The organism is Streptomyces odontomachicola, assembly GCF_039605595.1.
Taxonomy (GTDB): Bacteria; Actinomycetota; Actinomycetes; order Streptomycetales; family Streptomycetaceae; genus Streptomyces.
This window is the reverse complement of record NZ_JBCFOK010000019.1, coordinates 184,804-200,288: the sequence shown is the minus strand read 5'-3', so window position 1 is coordinate 200,288 and position 15,485 is coordinate 184,804. Positions and strand designations below refer to the sequence as shown.

Here is a 15,485-nt window from a genome sequence, read left to right as displayed (position 1 = left end):
GGGCCGGGGGGGTCCCGTCTGGCTGGCTGGGGTTGTCGCCGGCGGGGGCCGCGCGGGGCGTCTGGCGGGGCGCGCCCCGCGACGGGTGCGTCATGCCCGGTGCGTCACGCCGGGTTCCGGGTGGTCGTCCTTGCCCTTGCCGTCGCGGACCCGGGGCACCGCCGTGGGCGTCGCCTCGGCGGGCGCGGGGGCCGGCTTCCGCGCCTCGCGGGGCAGCGGCGGGGCCGGGTCCTCGCCCAGGAAGACCCTGCGCACCACCCGCTCGGCGGCGTACCCGTCGTCGAAGTCGCAGAAGCGGTCGCGGAAACGCTGCCTGAGCTGCTGCGCGTGCGTGCCGTGCCAGGCGCCGGTGGAGAACAGGTCGATCAGCTCGTCCTCGCTGCGCGCCACGGGGCCCGGCGGGGTCTCCATGAGGTCGAAGTACGTGCCGCGCGCGGCCCTGTAGGTCTCCCAGTCGTCGGCGTGCAGCACGATCGGCCGGTCCAGGTCGGCGTAGTCGAACATGATCGACGAGTAGTCCGTCACCAACGCGTCCGCCGCCAGGCACAGTTCCTCGATCGAGGGGTGCTGCGAGACGTCGATGACCGCGTCGGAGAGCGCGCCCGTCTCCGCCTCCCGGTAGAAGTAGTGCGGCCTGGCGAGGATCACATAGCCGGGCCCGAGCGTGCGCGTCACCCGGTCCAGGTCGAGCCGCGGCACATAGCCGCTCTGATAGTCCCGGTGGGTCGGCGTGTAGAGCACCGCCGTCGCCCCCTCCGGGATGCCGAGGTCGGCGCGGATGCGGGCTACGTCCTCGGCGGTGGCGGTGAACAGCACGTCGTTGCGCGGGTATCCGTACTCCAGCGTGGTGTACGAGGCCGGATACGCGCGCTCCCAGGCGAGCGTCGTGTGCCGGTTGGCCGAGAGGCTGAAGTCCCAGCGGTCCACGGCGCGCAGGAGCCGGCCGAAGTTCATCCCGGCCGCGCTCGCGGGGTAGTCCTGCTGGTCGAGGCCCATGCGCTTGAGCGGCGTGCCGTGGTGGGTCTGCACGTGGACCTGTCCTGGCCGCTTCGCCCACTGCGCGGGGAAGTTGACGTTGTTCACGAAGTACTTGCCGCGGGCCAGCGCCTTCCAGAACTCCTTGGAGCCCGGGTGCAGCCGCTGCACGCCCTCGGGGAGCGTGTCCGCGTACTCCGGGGTCGTGATCCACGCGGTGCGGATGTGCGGCGCGAGCTCGCGCACCTTGGCCTCGATGGCCGCGGGGTTGCACGCGTAGCCCTTGTTCCAATAGGCCGCGAACACCGCGAGGTTGTCGTCCACGGGCAGCCGCTGCTGCACCTTGTAGTGCACCCGCAGCGCGGCCTTCCGCGCGTTCTTGTAGAGCGTGCGGGCCTGCCCGCGCGCCCTGCCGCGCAGCCTGTCCGCCGCCCACAGCCCGTCGAAGGCGCGCCGCGCGCCGTGCCGTACGAGGTCGTGGCGCAGCTTCGTGCGGCGTCCGTACGGGACGTGGGCGCGCGGCGCGGGCGTACCGGCGGCCGGCAGGAAGCGGCGCGCGTGGTCGCGGCTGCGCCGGAAGAACTCGGCGCGGGTCGAACGGGGCAGCCTGCCGGGGGTGTTGTAGACCGTGGTCAGGTGGTCGACCATGCGCCGGTGGACCAGCGGGCGCCAGTGCGCCAGCTCCTCGCGCTCGTCGATGAAGGCGAAGATCCGCTCGTACTGGTCGAAGACGTCGAAGTGCTTGCGGCTCGTGGTGCGCAGGATGTTGCCCTGGCGCCGTTGCCGGTAGTGCACGCACACCCGGTCCAGCGCGGCGATCGACCCTGCCGCCATCAGCGCCGGATAGCTCCACGGCGCGTCCTCGTAGTAGCCGGCGGGGAACTCCAGGCCCGTGCGCTCGATGAACTCGCGGCGGTACGCCTTGTTCCACACGACGCTGAGCAGCATCATTAGCCCCGGCCTGTCCTCCAGCGTGAACACCGCGGGGCCGTCCTGGGAGAGCAGCACCGAGCGGTCGTTGCGCTCGACCCGGCCGCTCCAGTAGGTGCGGGCGAAGTCGTAGAGCAGCACGTCCGGTTCGGAGGTGGCGGCGAGCCTGTTCTCGATCGCCTGGAGGGCTCCGGGGGTGAGGGTGTCGTCGCCGTCGAGGAAGACGATGTACTCACCGCTCGCCCGGCGCAGGCCCGCGTTGCGGGCGCGGCCCAGGCCGACGTTCTGCTCCAGGTGCACCGCGGTGACTCTGGGGTCGGCGGCCGCGGCCGCGTCGATGATCTCGCCGCAGGAGTCCGGCGAGGAGTCGTCGACCGCGATCAGCTCGAAGTCGCGGAAGGACTGGGCGAGTACGGAGTCGAGGCACTCGTGCAGATACGCCTGCACTTTGTGGGCTGGGACGATGACGCTGAAGCGGGGCAACGGGACATCCACTCGTCGACATAGCGGGATCGAGAGTCACCGTAGGGAACGCCTGTCTGGAGTGTCGACCCAAAGGTGTCCGATTTGCTGGGATAAGCAAGGGTACTACAAGGGACTGTTGCCAAGAATTGGTCCTCAGGGACCACAAGCCGTAACCAAGGTCGACCATCTGGTCCGAATCCGTACCCTCATGGTCAACTCCCGGCCAACTCGGCTTTAGTTCTCGTTAACCGCCCTCGTGGTCTAGTGACGTGAGCGGCCCCGCGGAAGGTTCCCGTCCGCTTCTCGCGGGCTCCGGGGCGGGCTCCGCAGCAGGTTCCGCATCCGGCTCCGGGGCAGGTTCCGCGTACGGGTCCTCGTCGAGGAACACCCTGCGCACCACGCGTTCCGCCGCCCGCCCGTCGTCGTACGAGGGGAAGCGGGCCCGGAAGGCCGCGCGCAGCTCGTCCGCGTGCGGGCCGTGCCAGGCGCCGGTGGCGAAGACGCCGGCCAACTCCTCCTCGCTGCGGGCGATCACGCCGGGCGGGGTCTCCATGAGATCGACACAGGTGCCGCGGGTCGCACGGTAGGTCTCCCAGTCGTCGGCGAGCAGCACGATCGGCCGGTCCAGGTTGGCGTAGTCGAACATGACCGACGAGTAGTCGGTGATCAACGCGTCGGCCGCCAGGCACAGTTCCCCGGTCGAGGGGTGCTCCGACACGTCCACGACTCCGCCCGCCGTGGCCGCGCGCGCCTGGCGCACCTCCGCTGCGTGCGGCCGCACGAGCAGCACGAATCCCGGCCCGAGCGCACGCGCCAGCCGGGCGGCTTCGATGCGGGGGACCACCGAGCTCTCGTGATCGCGGTGCGTGGGCGCGTACAGGACGGCCGTGGCGCCCTCGGGGATGCCGAGGTCGGCGCGGATGCGGGCGACGTCCTCGGCGGTGGCGGTGAACAGCACGTCGTTGCGCGGGTATCCGTACTCCAGCGTGGTGTACGAGGCCGGGTAGGCGCGCTCCCATGTGAGGGTCGTGTGCCGGTTCGCGGAGAGGCTGAAGTCCCAGCGGTCCACGGCGCGCAGCAGCGCCCCGGTGTCCAGGTCGGGCGCCGCCGCCGGGTGGCCTCGCAGGTCCAGGCCCATGGTCTTGACCGGGGTGCCGCTGTGGGTCTGCACATGGACCTGACCAGGGCGTTTGGCGTATCCGGCAGGCCAGTCGCCGTTGGAGGTGAAGTGCTTGCCGCGCGCCAGGGCCCTCCCGTACGCCGCCGTGCCGGGCATCAGCCTGCGTACTCCCTCCGGCACCGTGTGCGCGTGCTCGGGATCGGTGATCCACGCGGTGCGCAGGTGCGGGGCGAGCTCGCGGACCTTGGCCTCGACGGCGGCGGGGCTGCACGCGTACCCCCGGCTCCCGGGCGCGGAGAAGACCGCCAGGTCCGCCTCCAGCGGGAGGCGGCGCTGCACCGCGTAGTGGCCGCGCAGCACGGCGGCCCGGCAGGCGGCGTACGCGCGCCGTGCCCGTGCGCGCGCGGCCGAGCGCAAGCCGCGGGCGCGCCACAGCAGTTGGAAGGCGCGGCGCGCGCCGAGGCGGAGGAGGCGGCCGCGCGGCGGTGCCGGTGCGGCGGCCCCGGAGGCGGCGTCGGCGGTGTCCGCGTCGCGCGGGTCCTCAGCGGCCTCCGGCTCGGGGCGGTAGCGGCGCGCGTGGTCCCTGCTCCGGCGGAAGAACTCGGCGCGCGAGCCGTGCGGGAGCCGCTCGGGGGAGGTGAGGAGCGCGGTCAGGTCGTCCACCATCGCGTCGTACAGCAGCGGTTTCCAGCGGGCCGTCGCCGGGTGGTCGTCCACGAAGGTGAACAGCCGCTCGTACTGCGCGAACACGTCGAAGTGCCCGTGCGAGGGCGAGCGCCGCACGGCCCCCGCGCGGTGCCGCCTGTGCAGCACGCACACCCGGTCCAGCACGGCGATCCGCTCCGCAGCCAGCAGCGTCGGACGGGTCCACGGCACGTCCTCGCTCCCGCCGGGCGGGAAGCTGAAGCCGTGCTTCTCCAGGAACTCCCTGCGGTAGGCGCGGTTCCACACCGCGCCGGGCAGCGTGAGCAGCCCCGGGCGCTCGGCCAGCGGGAAGGAGACCGGCCCCGCCTCGTCCAGCAGCTCGGAGCGCGGTCCCGGTTCGGTGCGGCCGTTCCAGTGCGTGCGCACATGGTCGAAGAGCAGCACGTCGGGCTCGCCCGCCACCGTCAGACGGCCGTCCAGCGCCCGCAGCGCGCCGGGCGCCAGGGCGTCGTCGCCGTCGAGGAACAGCAGGTAGTCGCCGCTCGCGTAGTGCATTCCGGCGTTGCGGGCGCGGCCGGCCCCGGCGTTCTCCGCCAGGTGCACGGCGGTGATCCGGGGGTCGGCGGCCGCGGCCGCGTCGATGATCTCGCCGCAGGCGTCGGGCGAGCAGTCGTCGACCGCGATCAGCTCGAAGTCCCCGAAGGACTGGCCGAGCACGGAGTCGAGACCGTCACGCAGGTACGCCTGTACGGCGTAGGCGGGGGTGATGATGCTGAAGCGGGGCAACGGCACATCCATGTCGGAGCGGGGGCAGCGGGCTGCCACTCACCGTAGGCAGGTGCTCACTGCGTGTCGACCGCACCGGGTCCCCGCGGACGAGCCACCCGGGCACGGGAGATGACGCCGGGTCACGGCGGGCACGCCGGCGGACCAGGACGACCAGGCACGCGACCAGGCACGCGACCAGGCACGACGGCCGGGCACGACAGCCGGGTACGACGAGGCGGGGCGCACGGTTCGCGCGCCCCGCCTCGTACGCGTACGTACGTACCGTCGACCGGCTCAGCTGCCGCGCAGCGCCGGGTGCGGCTCCTCCTCGGACTCGTCGGCCGGCTCGGGGAGCGGGGCCGGGGTGCGCTCGGCGAGCGGGATCACCGGCGGCAGCGCGGCGGTGTCCTCCTTCAGGAAGAACCGGCGCACGGCGCGCTCGGCGGCCCTGCCGTCGTCGAAGGTGCAGAAGCGCTCGCGGAAGGCGGTGCGCAGCCTGGCCGCCTCGCGGCCGTTCCAGCGGCCCGAGAGGAACGCTTCGGCAAGCTCCTCGTCCGACCTGGCGAACGCGCCGGGCGTCTCACCGGGCTGGCCGGAGAGCAGGTCGAAGTAGGTGCCGCGGGAGTTGCGGTAGGTCTCCCAGTCCGGTGCGTAGATCACGATCGGCCGGTCCAGATTGGCGTAGTCGAACATGATCGACGAGTAGTCCGTGATCAGCGCGTCCGAGGCGAGGCACAGCTCCTCGGTGGAGGGGTGCCGCGAGACGTCCATGATCAGGCCGCGCTCCTGGAGGTCCTGGAGCGCCCGGTTGTCGCCGTAGAAGTAGTGGGTGCGCACCAGGAGCACGTACTCGTCGCCGAGTTCGTTGCTGAGGCGCTCCATGTCGAGCACCGGCATGAAGCCCTTGCGGTAGTCCCGCATGGTGGGCGCGTAGAGCAGCGCCTTGCGGCCCTGCGGGATGCCCAGCTCCGCGCGGATGCGGGCGACGTCCTCGCCGGTGGCGCTGGTGTAGACGTCGTTGCGCGGGTAACCGCTCTCCAGGTGCTCGTACGGCGTCGGGTAGACCCGGTCCCACACCTCGGTGGTGTGCGGGTTGGAGGAGATGCTGATGTCCCAGCGCGCGGCGCGCTGGAGCAGTTTGCGGAAGCTCATGCCCTTGCCGGCCGCGGGGAACTTCTGCTGGTCCAGGCCCATGGTCTTGAGCGGCGTGCCGTGGTGCGTCTGGAGGTGCACCTGGCCTGGCCGCTTCACCCAGTGGTCGGCGAAGTTCACGTTGTTCACCAGGTACTTGGCGCGGGCCAGCACCTCCCAGTACCGGCGCGAGTGCGGCAGCACGTAGTCGGTGCCGGGGGGCAGCGCGGCCACGGCGCTGGGGCGGACCACCCACACCGGGTGCACCTGCGGGGCCAGCTCCTTGGCCTTCTCCGCGATGGCGGCCGGGTTGCAGGACACGCCGCGGTCCCAATAGGCGCTGTAGAGCGCGAGGTTCTCATCCAGCGGGAGCTTGCGCTGCATCTGGTAGTAGCGCTGGTACGCCTTCTTGCCGACCTTCACCTTGGTCTTGCGGACCCGGTGCGGGAGCGCGCGCTTGACCTGCTGGGCCCGCCAGCGCGCCATGAACTGGGTGAACGAGCCGCGCGCGAGCAGCGCGAAGTCGGCGACCGACTCCTTGGTGGGGTGGAAGTCCTCGGGGCGGTAGCCGGCGGGCTTGTGCTTGTTGTAGAGCGCGCTGGCCTGGCGGAAGAAGTCCTTGCGGTCCGAGGGGTTCACCCGGTCCGCCTTGCGCACGCAGAACAGCAGGTGGCTGATCATCCGCTCGAAGAGCAGCGGCCGCATGGGCTCCAGCTCGGGCCGCTTGTCGAGGAAGACGAACTGCGAGTCGTACTGCGGGAAGATGTCGAAGTGCTTGCGGCCGGGGGAGCGGGTGATCGCGCCCTGGTACCGCTGCCGGTAGTCCACCGCGACGAAGGAGAGGCAGCCGACGGCCTCGGCGGTCACCATGGCCTCGTTGCTGAGCGGCGCGTCCTCGTACAGGCCCGGCTCGAAGGTCAGCTCGTTGCGCAGGTAGAACTCGCGGCGGTACGCCTTGTTCCAGGCCACGTGGAAGAGGTGCAGCAGCTCGGGGCGCTCGGCGACCGTGTAGGTCTCGGTGCCGGTCTCGGCGAGCATCTCCCCGAAGTCGCTCGGCCTGATGCCGCCCCACCAGTACGAACGCTGGTGGTCGAAGACCAGCACATCAGGGGTCTCGCACGCGGTGAGCTGCGCGTCGATGGCCTCCAGCGAACCGGGCAGATAGGTGTCGTCGCTGTCGAGAAAGAGAAGGTATTCACCGGTCGCCTCGGCGACGCCGGCGTTGCGCGCGCGGCCGAGGCCGACGTTCTCCGGCAGGTGCAGCACCTTCATGCGGGCATCGCGCTCGGCATACTCGTCGAGGATGCGTCCGCTGCCGTCCGGCGAACAATCGTTCACCCCGATGACTTCGATGTCTCCGAAGGACTGAGAGAGCACGGAATCCAAGCACTCTCGCAGGTATCCCTGGACCTTGAAGCAGGGAACGATGACGCTGAAACGAGGCATGACCACCAATCCTGACTGTGCGTACGCGAGCGCGGGATCTGCTAACGGCTCACAACGGACCACGGCGGGTGTTTCACGGGACTTGGCCCAAGTGAACACTCTTGGCCGGTCGGAGTCTAACCAGGGCCTGTCGGGAGTCCGTCACGGTTAGGTCACTTCACCGCCCCGGCCATCACGCCCGATACGAACTGCCGTTGGAACGCGAAGAAGACGGCCAGTGGTATCAGCATCGACACGAACGCACCCGGGGCCAGCACATCGATGTTGTTGCCGAACTGACGAACCTGCTGCTGGAGCGCCACGGTAACCGGAGGGTTGCCCGAGTCGGCGAAGATCAGGGCGACCAGCATGTCGTTCCACACCCACAGGAACTGGAAGATGCCCAGCGAGGCCACGGCCGGGCCGCCCAGCGGGAGCACCACACGGGTGAACAGCCGGGTCTCGCCCGCGCCGTCGAGCCGCGCGGCTTCAAGGAGTTCGCGTGGGATCTCCGCGAAAAAGTTACGGAGAAGGAATATGGCAAAGGGCAACCCAAAAGCAGTGTGGAAGATCACCACGCCCGGCGTGGTCTCGAAGATGCCCAGCGCGTTGAAGAGCTTCGCCACCGGGATCAGCGCGACCTGAACCGGCACCACCAGGAGTCCGACCACGATCAGGAACCACCAGTCACGACCGGGGAAATCCAGCCAAGCGAAGGCGTATCCGGCCAGGGCGCCTATGAGCACCACGAGCAGGGTCGAGGGAACCGTGATCACCAGCGTGGTGACCAGGGAATCCGTGATCTGGTGGTTGGAGAGCAGCGCGTCGTAATTGGTGAACGTGAGCTGATCCGCGTTCAACACCCAGGGAAACTGCGTGTTCAGGTCGAAGACCTTCCACCAGCCCGAGGTGGCGATGTCGGCGGGGGAGCGCAGCGAGGAAGTGAGCAGTCCCGCGGTGGGCAGCAGCCAGAACAGGCCGACGGCCACCAGCCCGAAGCGCACAGCCCAGTGCCCGGTGAGTCCGGCGATCCTGGAGCCGAGACCGCGCATTCCGCGAACGGGGTTTCCGGCCGGCCGCTTTCCGTACACGGGCCGCACAGAATTCTCCGCGAAGCCGGCCGGGCCGCCGGCCGCTCCCGCGCCGCCCGACGCTCCCGCGCCGCCCGGGTCCGCCGCGCCGGGGCTCCCGGTGTTTCCCGTGCTCATCGGCGGGACTCCCTCCGCAGGCGGCGGACGTTGAGGACCATCACCGGCACCACGAGCAGCAGCAGGACGACCGCGATGGCGCTGCCCACGCCCTGGTCGGCGCCGGTGCCGAAGGAGGACAGATAGAGCTGGAGCGCGAGCACGTTGGCGTTCTCCTGGGTGGAGCCCGGCGCGATGATGTAGACGAGGTCGAAGATCTTCAGCACGTTGATCATGAGCGTGACCAGCACCACCGCGAGCACCGGCGCCAGCAGCGGCACCGTGACCCGGCGGAAGACCTGCCACTCGCCCGCGCCGTCGACCCGCGCCGCCTCCAGCAGCTCGCGCGGTATCCCGGCCAGCCCCGCGGCGATCAGCACCATCGCGAAGCCCGCCCACATCCACACGTACGAGCCGATGATGGCCGGGGTCACCAGGGTCGGGCCGAGCCAGTCGACGCCGTTGTAGGGCTGTGCGAAGTTGCTCGCGGGAAGGGTCAGGCGCGCGCCGTCGGCCTTCGCCGGGAGCCGGTAGGTGCCGTCGTCACCGGTCTTGGCGCTGGCCACCACCGAGCCGCCCTTCACCGCCTGCACGGTGATCCCCGAGAGCGCCTTCTCCTTGGGGTCGATCCTGCCCGGGGTGCCGGCGCCGCCCGGCGTGAAGTCCAGCCACACCGTGCCGGACACCCCGCCGCCCTCCGCCTTCGGCGCCGGCTTCGCGAGGTGCGCGCCCGCCGCGTCCTTCGGGAGTACGCCGACGAGCGGGAGGTTCGCGGGGTGGGCCGAGGACACGGCGGAGGCGGTGCGGAAGGAGCCGCCGCCCGCGGGCTTGAGGTCGGTGTTCGGGCGCGGGTGCGCGCCGGGCCACGCGGAGGACTCGGTGAAGGTGTCGTGCACGCCGACCCAGATCGCGTTCGCCACGCCGCGGTGCGGGTCCTGCTCGTACACGAGCCGGAAGATGATGCCCGCCGCGAGCATCGAGATCGCCATCGGCATGAAGACGATGAGCTTGAACGCCGTACCCCAGCGCACCCGTTCGGTGAGCACCGCGAAGATCAGGCCGAGCGCGGTGGCCACCGAGGGCGCGACGATCACCCAGATCAGGTTGTTCTTGAAGGCGGTGAGGATGGTCGGGTCGGTGAACATCTCGCCGTAGTTCTTCAGCCCCACGAAGCCGGAGCCCGCCGCGTCGAAGACGCTGCGGTAGAGCGAGTACCCGATCGGATACACCACCAGCGCGCCGAGCAGCACCAGCGCGGGCAGCAGGAAGCAGGCGGCGACCCAGGGGCGGGAGCGCATGACGGCCACACGGCGGGCTCCGCCGGGGACGGCGGGTGTCACGGGTCCGCCTGCGGTCGGCGGTGGGGTCGAGCTCGGCATTACCGTGCCCCCTGTTTGTGGGTTCGCGCTGTGGCGCACTCGCGCCTTCGGGCTTACGCCTGTGAGGCGCGGATCAGCGCTTGTACGCCTTCGCCGCCGCCGTCTCCAGCGCGCGCTGGGTGCCCGCCACGTCCTTCGGGTTCTTCAGGAAGTCCTGGAGCGCCTTCCACTCGCCCTCGCCCTTCGTGCCGCCGAAGGCGGCCGGCGCCTGGTCGGACATGTCGAAGCGGAAGTCGTCGCCCGCCGCGACCAGCGCCTTGCCGATCTCGCGCTGCACGGAGTCGGGGTACGCGTCCAGCGACATCTTCCGGTTGGGGGAGACGAAGCCGCCCTGCTCGGCCCAGATCGCCGCGGCCTCGGGCGAGGCCAGATAGGTCAGCAGCGCGTGCGCGCCCTTGTTGTCCTTCAGCGCCACGGCCGCGTCGCCGCCGGTCACCACGGGCGCCGGACCGTCGACGGAGGGGAAGGGAAAGACCTTCGCGTCCGTACCGATCTTGGCCTTGGTGTCGTTGGCGATGTTCACCCCGACGAAGTCCGCCTCGAACACCATGGCCGCCTTCGGCGCGTCCATGGAGGAGAACGTGTTGGACACCGACGCGGGGAACTCCGTCTGCAGCGCGCCCTGCCGGCCGCCCGCCAGGAGCTGCTTCTGGCCGAAGAGCTGCCCCAGCGTGGTCAGCGCCCTCTTCACGCTGGGATCGGTCCACTTGATCTTGTGCTGCGCGAGCTGGTCGTACTTCTCCTTGCCCGCCTGGGAGAGATAGACGTTCTCGAACCAGTCCGTGAGCACCCAGCCGTCGGCCCCGCCGACCGACATCGCCGGCACGCCCGAGTCGGACAGCGTGCGGGAGGTGGACAGCAGCTGCTTCCAGGTCTTCGCCTCGCCGACGCCGGCGTTCTGGAAGGCCTTGGTGTTGTACCAGATCAGCGACTTGTTGGCGGCCTTGTAGTAGACCCCGTACTGCTTGCCCTGGTACGCGCCGAGGTCGCGCCAGCCCTTCGCGAAGTTCTTGTCGAGCTGCGCCTGCGTCGCCTTGTCCACGGGCTTGATCCAGCCCTTGTCGGCGAACTGGTGCAGCACGCCGACCTGCGGGAGCATCGCCACGTCCGGCGGCTTGCCGCCCTCCACCTTGGAGCCGATGTACGTGGCCACGTTGTCGCCCGTGGGTACGAACTGGACCTTGGCGCCGGTGCGTTTCTCGAACTCCGCCAGCACCTTGCCGAAGTTCTTCTCCTCGTCGCCGGTCCATACGGCCGCGACCTGGATCTTCTGGCCGTTCAGCTTCGGGAGCCGCACGCTCTGGGCGCTCGGGGAGCCGCTCTTCTCCTTGCCGTTCTTGTCGCTCCCGCCGCCGCTGCACCCGGCGGCGAGCGCGAGCGCCGCGGCGGCGCCGAGCGCGACGAGCGTGCGTGAGCGTGTGTGCTGCGCGACGTGCTGCGCGGTGTGTTTCCGGAGCGAGTGCGAGTTGCGCATGAGTACGTCCCGTTCCCTCCGCGGCCCGCGGCCGGGCCTTACGTCCCGTGCGGATGTCCTATACGCAGAGTGGGTGCGGCGCAATAGGGCTGTTGCGGGGTGTGGTTGCTTTGCGCCGTGACCGCCGGCCGGGTCCGCTGCTGGGTGCTTCCCGCTGCGGCGGGGGTGGGGTGGGTGGTTGCGCCCGACTGTTGAGTGACGGCCCGCCCTACGACGCTCCGCGCCTCCGGCAGCCCCTTGCTCCGGCCTGCGGCGTCCCCGGAGGGTCGCGTACGAGCAGCCGCGACTGGTGGGTGGTTCCGCCCGCTCCTCGTATGAGCTGTGGGCAATCGTTCCGCAGGGGCGGAACGGGTGGGCACAGCGGACCGCAGGCCCCCCGTCCACGCGCCCCGCACGCAAAGGGGGCCCGGGGCGCAGCCCCGGAAAGCGGGGGCACTCAGGGGGCACCCCGTAGCGCATGGCGACTCGCGCAGGACGGGGGCGGCCTTCACCCCCGGAGGGACTGCGCCGCGCGTTCCACGGCGCTGGTCAGCAGCGCGAGATCCGTCGGCCCGTTGCCCAGCTCGCGTACGGGCCGCCGTGCCGGCGGATCCCCCGCCCGCGCCCAGTCCAACGGCACGACCGTCGGCCGCAACGTGGCCGTACGCGGAATCCGCCCCGTCACACGGCCCGCCTGGAACCCCACGGACCCCGCGGCGGCGCTCAACGTGCCCCGCCCCGGCACCCGTTCGTCCTCCCCCTCGCCGGAGGAGGCCGCCTCGGCGGGGCCGGTGAGCTCGGCCCGCAGCGCCGCGACCCGCGCCAGCTCCGTACCCGAGGTGCTCTCCGGACGGGAGCTCGCGGCGACCAGATGCACGCCCAGCCGGGCACCCTCGCGCGCCACGGCGTCCAGCGCCCGCACGACCGAACCCGAAGCGGGGCGCCCGGGGTTGCCCAGCGCGGGATCGACCAGCGTCTCCAGGTCGTCGACCAGCACCACGAGGCGGGGCAGCGGCGCGGGGGCCTCGGGCGCGGGCTGCTGCTCGCCCGAGCCCCCGCCCGACCGCGTACGCAGCCGCAGCGTGCCGCCCGAGGAGTCGGACTCCAAGTCGGCCGCGTCCTCGGCCGCCGGACGCCCGCGCTGGGCGATCACCCGCGGGGGCTGTGCGCCGGCGACGGCGGCCGTGTACTCCTCGAAGGTGCGGCCCTCGCCGATCACTTCGGCCCGCCGCTTCAGCTCCGCGCTCAGCGACTGCGCGAACTCCCGCATCCGCGCGGGGTCCCCGGACGCGAGGTGCCCCTCGGTGTGCGGCAGCCCCACGCACAGCCGCAGCCCCTCGCGCGCCGGATCGGCCGCGCCGTCCAGCAGCAACAGACCGAGCCTGCCGGGGCGTTCGCCCGCGGCCAGCGACGCGGCGAGCGAGAGCAGCAGCTCCGTCCTGCCGGAACCGGGCGGCCCCGTGATCAGCGCATGGCCCTGCCGCGAGGACAGCTCGGCCTCCAGCGGACCGCGCGGCCCCGCGCCGAACACCAGCGAGGCGCGCCCCGCGAGGCCGTCGCCGACGCCCGCCCGCTCGCCGGGCTCCGACCAGCGCGCGAGCAGGGCTGCGGGTGTGGCGCGGGCCAGGCCGAGCTCGTCGAGCAGCCGGGAGCTGCGGGGCAGCGCGACGGCGGGCCGGTCGGCAGCGGCGGCGCGCGCCTCCTCGGCCTCCCGCAGCGGCGCCATCGCCCGCGCGAAGCGCTCGGCCCACGCGGCGGACACGGCGTCCACCGTGCCGATGGGGCCCGGGCTCCCTTCGGGCTGCGGTGTTCCCGGCGCGTGCACCATGCGGACGGCGGTGGCCACGGCGCCGCTCAGCAGCGCCGCCGTACCGCACGCGGCGAAGGCGGGGGAGGCGGCGTGCGCGGCCTCCAGCGTCGCGGTCAGCGGGGAGGCGGGGGAGGCGGCCGGGGTCTCGGCGAGGCAGAGCGCGTGCACTCCGGCGGCCGGCCCCTCGGCTGTCAGCCGCCGCACCGCCTCGCGCAGTGTGGCGGAGCCGGGGTCGCCGTCCACGATGAGCAGGGTGTACGGACCGGGGTGCGGCTGCCGCGCGGGCGCCGCGTCGAGTCTGCGGCTCAGCTCGGCGGTGCGGGCGGCGGCCTGGTCCCGGTCGTACGCGGTGAGCAGCCGGCAGTCCTGGCCGTGCGCCGGCACCGCGTGCGGGAGCCAGCCGAGCCAGGCCCACTCAGCGGTGCGCGCAGCGAGGTCCCGCGCGCGGTCGGCGGCGAGCAGCACGATCTCCAGGGTGCTCGGCGCGTGCAGCGCCGCGAGCTGCGCCACCACCGAGCGGGCGAGCCCGGACAGCCGGCCGCGCGGCCCCGCGAGCCCGAGCGCCCCGGCCTCCCGCAGCCGCACGGCGACGGAGCCCCCGGTCTGCCCGCCGCGGTGCGCCGTGCCGAGCCGCACGGTCAGCGCCTCGGGGTGCCCAGGACCGCGCTCCCACAGCCGGGGACCCGGGCCGAGCGCGGTGAGCAGGACGGTCGCGGGGTCGGGGAACGGCTCGGGCGAGACGCCGTCGCCGGGGTCCGCCGCGCCGGCCGGCGCGTGCGGCGGTGGCGGCGGGAGGGTGTCCCGCGCTGCCGGTGACTCCTCGCGCTCGGTGCGGCCGCCGGTGAAGCGCCGCGCCCACGCGCCGAGCCCGCGCTGCCGCGGCCGCTCGCCGTCCGTCGCGCCGGACCGCTCCGCCGGCCGCCCGGATTCCGATGGCCGGGTGAATTCCGATGGCTGGGCGAAGCCCGCGCCGTGGGTGCCGCCCCCGCCGGGGAACGGCGAGCCCGCCTCGTACGCGAAGTCCTGGCCGGTGTGCGGCGGCGGCACGAGGGGCGGCCCCGCACCGCGCTCGGCCGCGGCCCCCGCGGCGGGCGCCTCCGGAGGCATCGGTCCCGCCGGAGGCATCGGCCCCGGCGGAACGGGTGCGGGCGAGCCGCCTCGCGGGACCGCTCCCACCACGGGCCCGCCCGGGGCGTCGCCCTCCACGCCGTGCACGGCCTGGTCCGCTCCGTCCGTCCGGGCCGTCGGCCCCGCGAGCCGCAGTCGGCCCTTGCCGTCCGGCACCGTCGCGGGGCCGCCCAGCACAGGGGGCGGAGCGGCGCCGGGCTCCTGCCAGGTCTCGTCCGCCCAGCCGGCGCCCTGCGCGGGGGCGTCCACCGGCGCGTGCGGCTCGGCGAGGCGCACGGCGGTCTCGCCGAGCCGCAGCGTCGCGCCGGGGCGCAGCGGCACCGGCTGCTCGCCCACGGGTCTGCCGTCCAGCGACGTGCCGTTGGTGGATCCCAGATCGGTGACCGTGACCTCGCCGTCCTCGGTGACCGTCACGGCGCAGTGCAGCCGGGAGACGTCGGGGTCGTCCAGCGGGACGTCGGCCTCGGCCGAGCGGCCCAGGTGCACCTTGCCGCCCTGGAGCAGATGCACCCCGCCAGCGTCGGGCCCGGCCACCACGTGCAGGCGGGCCGGCGCCGAGGCGTACGCGGCGACGGCGGGAGCGGTGGAGACGGCGGTCGGCGGCACGGGGCCCGGGCCGAACAGCGAGATCGCCGCGCCGTCCAGCAGCGGCGGCTCGCCCAGCACGTGGCGGTGCGGGTCCAGGCGTCTGGTGCCGGCGAACACCGCGACCGGGCCGTCGGCCGCACCGCCCCCGGCGCCGGCCGCGCCCGGTGTGCCCGAGGCCCCCTCCGTACTCCCACCGCCCGCGGCGGCGGACTCCGTGACCAGCGCGCCCGTCACGGCGGCCAGCACCGTCCCGGCCGGGGCCGTCACGACGACCGCGGCCTCCCCGCACTCCGCACCGGCGCGTGCGACAGTCAGCCGGATCCGCATCGGCCCCTCCCGGTCCCATCCGCGTACCGCATCTCCGTGCGCGGGTCCATCGGGGCCCGCGCGAGGCGCAGTTCACACTCGACGCCGGATGCATCCTCGCACCCGGCACTGACAGCGTCCCCCGGCCGTCCGGCCTCAATGATCTTGAGACGCG

Annotated in this window: 7 protein-coding genes; all 7 read right to left on the bottom strand. The window is 72.8% G+C overall.

What is annotated here, in order from left to right:
* Window positions 1-90: 90 nt before the first annotated feature.
* Window positions 91-2,388 carry a bifunctional glycosyltransferase/CDP-glycerol:glycerophosphate glycerophosphotransferase gene (locus tag ABEE00_RS30240; RefSeq protein ID WP_345748914.1) on the bottom strand — a complete coding sequence of 766 codons (2,298 nt, stop codon included), beginning with the start codon at window positions 2,386-2,388 and terminating at the stop codon, window positions 91-93.
* 226 nt (window positions 2,389-2,614) lie between these two features.
* Window positions 2,615-4,927 (bottom strand): bifunctional glycosyltransferase/CDP-glycerol:glycerophosphate glycerophosphotransferase, encoded by a 2,313-nt coding sequence (locus ABEE00_RS30235; RefSeq protein ID WP_345748930.1) that lies wholly within the window; start codon window positions 4,925-4,927, stop codon window positions 2,615-2,617.
* A gap of 270 nt (window positions 4,928-5,197) precedes the next feature.
* Window positions 5,198-7,480: a bifunctional glycosyltransferase/CDP-glycerol:glycerophosphate glycerophosphotransferase gene (locus ABEE00_RS30230; protein ID WP_345748913.1), complete on the bottom strand. Its 2,283-nt coding sequence runs from the start codon at window positions 7,478-7,480 to the stop codon at window positions 5,198-5,200.
* 152 nt (window positions 7,481-7,632) lie between these two features.
* Complete coding sequence (locus ABEE00_RS30225) at window positions 7,633-8,511, bottom strand: carbohydrate ABC transporter permease (protein WP_345748929.1); 879 nt, start codon at window positions 8,509-8,511, stop codon at window positions 7,633-7,635.
* Window positions 8,512-8,663: 152 nt separating this feature from the next.
* On the bottom strand, window positions 8,664-10,025 hold the full coding sequence (locus tag ABEE00_RS30220; RefSeq protein ID WP_451918696.1) for a carbohydrate ABC transporter permease: 1,362 nt from the start codon (window positions 10,023-10,025) through the stop codon (window positions 8,664-8,666).
* Window positions 10,026-10,098: 73 nt separating this feature from the next.
* Window positions 10,099-11,499 (bottom strand): ABC transporter substrate-binding protein, encoded by a 1,401-nt coding sequence (locus ABEE00_RS30215; RefSeq protein WP_345748912.1) that lies wholly within the window; start codon window positions 11,497-11,499, stop codon window positions 10,099-10,101.
* 487 nt (window positions 11,500-11,986) lie between these two features.
* Complete coding sequence (locus ABEE00_RS30210) at window positions 11,987-15,331, bottom strand: FHA domain-containing protein (protein WP_345748911.1); 3,345 nt, start codon at window positions 15,329-15,331, stop codon at window positions 11,987-11,989.
* Window positions 15,332-15,485: the final 154 nt, after the last annotated feature.

Coding starts and splice junctions, on each gene's coding strand:
- ABEE00_RS30230 (WP_345748913.1), bottom strand. CDS start 7,480: ATGCCTCGTTTCAGCGTCATCGTTCCCTGCTTCAAGGTCCAGGGATAC.
- ABEE00_RS30225 (WP_345748929.1), bottom strand. CDS start 8,511: ATGCGCGGTCTCGGCTCCAGGATCGCCGGACTCACCGGGCACTGGGCT.
- ABEE00_RS30220 (WP_451918696.1), bottom strand. CDS start 10,025: ATGCCGAGCTCGACCCCACCGCCGACCGCAGGCGGACCCGTGACACCC.
- ABEE00_RS30215 (WP_345748912.1), bottom strand. CDS start 11,499: ATGCGCAACTCGCACTCGCTCCGGAAACACACCGCGCAGCACGTCGCG.
- ABEE00_RS30210 (WP_345748911.1), bottom strand. CDS start 15,331: ATGCGGATCCGGCTGACTGTCGCACGCGCCGGTGCGGAGTGCGGGGAG.